The 3,759-nt window shown below is 43.1% G+C and carries 4 protein-coding genes; all 4 read right to left on the reverse strand.

The annotated features are described in order from the left end of the window. Nucleotides 1–325 (reverse strand): tetratricopeptide repeat protein (locus F6K37_RS34455; protein ID WP_287255304.1); only part of this gene is annotated, 325 nt, incomplete at its 3' end. 40 nt (nucleotides 326–365) lie between these two features. Further along, a complete protein-coding gene (locus F6K37_RS34460; protein WP_287255306.1) occupies nucleotides 366–1,463 on the reverse strand; it encodes a tetratricopeptide repeat protein in 1,098 nt (365 codons plus the stop codon). Then, a complete protein-coding gene (locus tag F6K37_RS34465) occupies nucleotides 1,445–2,698 on the reverse strand; it encodes a tetratricopeptide repeat protein (protein WP_287255308.1) in 1,254 nt (417 codons plus the stop codon). Before F6K37_RS34465 ends, F6K37_RS34460 begins: the two co-directional genes overlap by 19 nt. Nucleotides 2,699–3,083: 385 nt before the next feature. Continuing rightward, nucleotides 3,084–3,707, reverse strand: a complete 624-nt coding sequence (locus tag F6K37_RS34470; protein WP_287255310.1) for a glutathione S-transferase family protein — start codon at nucleotides 3,705–3,707, stop codon at nucleotides 3,084–3,086. Nucleotides 3,708–3,759 lie beyond the last annotated feature (52 nt).

Here is a 3,759-nt window from a genome sequence, read left to right on the forward strand (position 1 = left end):
CTCCTAAGTCAGAATAGACAAGACCAATATTGTTGAGAGTTACTGCTTCCCCTGTGCGTTGCCCAATTGCTTGAAAGATTAATAATGCTGGATTGTAGTATTCAAGGGCTTTTTGCTTAAATCCTAAATTACTGCAAACACGACCGATCCAAAGCAAAGTCAAAGCTTCCTGAGATTTATTCCCTAATTGACGCCATAAAATAAGTGCTGCTTCCCATTTGGTAATTGCCTGTCTGGAGGGTTCTGCCCTTTGTTGGTCATACAGTTGCATCCCCTGAGCGAAAAGTTGTTGGGCTTGGGTGCGGGTTTCGTCGCGTTGGGTCATGAGTCTAGGGTGTCGGTTTAGGTCAGTGTTTGAATAGGGTTTACTGAAACTTGTTGATCCATTGTTTTACCTCCTGAACTTTCGTTATATAACCCAATTTTTGATAATTTTTTTGTGCTTTGGTTAGCCACTCTATGGCCTCAGTTTTACTGTCTTCTACTTGTCCTAATCCAACTTGCGCCTGAGCTTGCCCTTCTAAATTTCTAGTACCTTTAGCTAGTTCCAAAGCTTGTAAATAAAGACGTTTCCCCTGCTGGCTCAATCCCACCTCTTGGTATAAATCTCCCAACAGTTGATAGACTGCTGCTGTTTGGCTTCCCTCTGTTACCAACCCTTCTAGTAACTCTATGGCTTCTGCTTTCAAGTCATAACTATGGTAAAGATAGGCTAATGTCAGGGTTTCTACCTCTTGGGTCAATTGCTGTTGTTTGACTTGGGCGACTGCTGTTGCTACTGACTCAGCGTTTTGGGAATCCAATAGGGTAAAACTTAAGTCAACTCCCTGTTCTTGATCAGAGGAGTATCCCTTGTCAGTTTTTACGGTAACAAGATAATAGGAGTCTGGTTGTAAGGGAGGTTCACCAGGATACTCGATTTCTGTCTTGCTGGTTTTCGTCCGCCAGTCCAAGGTTAAGCTAGCATCTTGTACTGAAACCTGATAGCTAGTTGCTCCAGGCACTGGATGCCAACGGAATATGGGGCGGTGATTCAGTAAAGCGGTATGGCGAGGGGTGATGATGTAGGGAATTCTCTGTTTAGGGGCGCGGGGTGCCACCCGAGGGCTGTTAGGGCGAGGGTTAGTCAGTATTACAGAAGGACAACCATCGGATACTCTGTTAGCAGAATCCCCTTGCAAATGCCAAACCGATAAATTGCTACACCTCACCTTCGCTGATGCACCAGTTCCCAGCAGTAATTGGTCGGAGGGATTGACTAAATCTCCCACATTGGCATTATGATAGTCGTTCCATTCACTCCGCTTGATCTTGACATCCCCTTCAATGTCGTAAATAAAATTAAGACTTCTTGAATGTCTTTGATCCGAAGCCAAATCAGGTCCAGCTAATAACCCAAGGCACGCTAGACCAAAAACCACCCCTGTTAAGGTTTTTTTTAAAATCATCGGTTTGTTGTGCATGATTTTCCTGCCTTCTTTAAGTTCTTGTGAGCTAGATTTAACCAAGTATCTTCATCAGCATTGACAGTAGAAGCCAACTTACAGCACTGCTGCCACTGTTGGATAGCTCCAGGATTTTTCTGCCGTTGTAGCACTTGGGCTAATAAACAATAAGCTGACCCCCGATTCGGCAAATATTGAGCCAAGTCTGGATTACTGGCAATACCTGTTGCAGCTTTTAGTGCCTGCTCTGCCTCAGGATCTAGATCTGAACCTTGCTGAAACTTCGCCCATCCTAGATTTTTAAACAAGTTGTACTTAACCTCAGCAAAACTATCCTGCTTCTGTGCTTCTAAAAGACCTTTATTAAGTAGAGCTACTGCTTCGGGATATTCCTTCTTTTTAATCAACAAGCGAGCCAAATTATTATAGGCTTCTGGCACATCCCCTTTCACTGCTAGCAGATACTCAGTGCGGGCTTTATCAAACTGCTGCAAGTCCTCATAGAGATTGCCCAAATTGTAGTGAGCATCCACATTATCGGGATTCAAAGCAATCGCTCTCAAATAATTCTCTTCCGCAGTGCCCAACTCTCCCTGATCATAGTTTTCTTGTCCTTGATCATTGTAAGCTTCAGAAAATAAGGGCAAAAGCAACCAAAAGCCCAGTAATAGCCCACCCAAACCCACAAGAGAGCCAAATTTTGCTCCTTCTTGATGGTATTGGGGAATGCCTAATTTAGCGATAAGTTTTTCCAGCCCTTCTCGTCCTGCTTCCGTTAATTCACTCTTAGCTTTCAGCAAGGTCAATAAACTAGGAAAAACCACTGCTGCTGCGCCCAAAACCCCCACTCCTCCACTCAGAAACCGACTAGCAATATTAGCCAATAGCCCTAAGCTACCGGTCCAAGTAATTACAGTCAGCCCTCTGATTAACCAGTTAACCTGTTTGCGGTCTAAATGCCACCACCAATCCTGAGGGGGAGCAGGCAAACTTTCCCGACAGTCAGCCAAGTTAATAACTTTCAGGATCCTACCAGAATTTTCTTTCAACTTGGCATCCAGCTGCATCACTTGGGATAGGATATCAACAGCCACTGGCTCCTGAGTTTTCAATACCTTTTGAAGAGCATCTCTAGCCGATAAAACTTCTAACGCTTTTTCCTTAGATAAAGTATTTGTTGGGCAATCTAAATACTCCCAAGCCTGCTCACACCGAATCAGAGCAAAGTAAAGTCCAGAATTGGCTTTGGTCATCGCCGATTGGAATTATAGAATTTTTTTGTAGCAGCCTTATTTTATCAAAACTATTCAGAAGCGACTATAACGAGTTGTTACAAAAATTTACTAAAACTTTAAATTTAGTTCACATAATCTTTATTAGTTTATGGTAAGCGTTGGCAGTATTTCTCTATCTCCCTATCTACCTATAGCACTACCCATTAAGGTATTTGACATTGTCTTGATGCAGTCGCTCATGGGGAAACCACCAAGACCGTAATGGTGCGTTTTCCGTTGGCGAATTAAATTCGCCACGGGTCGCACCTCTGCATCGCTCCTAAACTCAGCAAACGTAAGTCTAAGCTTACTTCTGACTTCTGACTTCTAACTTCTGACTTGCGCGTAGCGCTATATCTCCCGATTACCGATTACCAATAGTTTCTCTAAAAGCTGGACGTTGAGACAAACGCATCAGATAATCAGCAACAGCTGGATACTCCTTCAAATCCAAATTTACCAGTATTTTGGCATAAGCTAAATAAGACCCTACTGCAATATCCGCCACACTTAAATTATCCCCTAACAAAAACGGTTTATCGGTTAATATTTCATTTAGTGGCTTCAACAAACGGGGCGTTTCTTTCTCCCGTCTATCGTCCAAAAACAATTCTAGTCCTAAGGTAGCATTAGCAAACAACACCCACTGCACAATGTCTGACTGTTCTTCCAGAGAACTAGGGGTTTCTCCATACTTATTAGCTAGGTAAACCAAAATTGCTCCCGACTCCCAAAGTTTGAAGTCCCCATCCACAATTGCTGGCACTTTCCCCATCGGATTAATCGACAGGTATTCCGGCTGTTTATGCTCTCCAGCTTTCATATCCAGCAAGATATACTCATAGGGCACTCCCAACTCCTCAAGATACCACTGCACAATCGCAGCTCGGCTCCGAAGAGCACCATAAAGTTTTAGTTGTGCAGATGATTGACTGACTTCAAAATTGTCATGACTACTGAATTCTGACTCTTGAGTAGGATAAGACATTGTTATAGATCTAGATTCGTTTACCTTAGAAGTATTAAATGCACTTTGCCCA

This window comes from Moorena sp. SIO4E2, from assembly GCF_010671945.1.
Taxonomy (GTDB): Bacteria; Cyanobacteriota; Cyanobacteriia; order Cyanobacteriales; family Coleofasciculaceae; genus Moorena; species Moorena producens.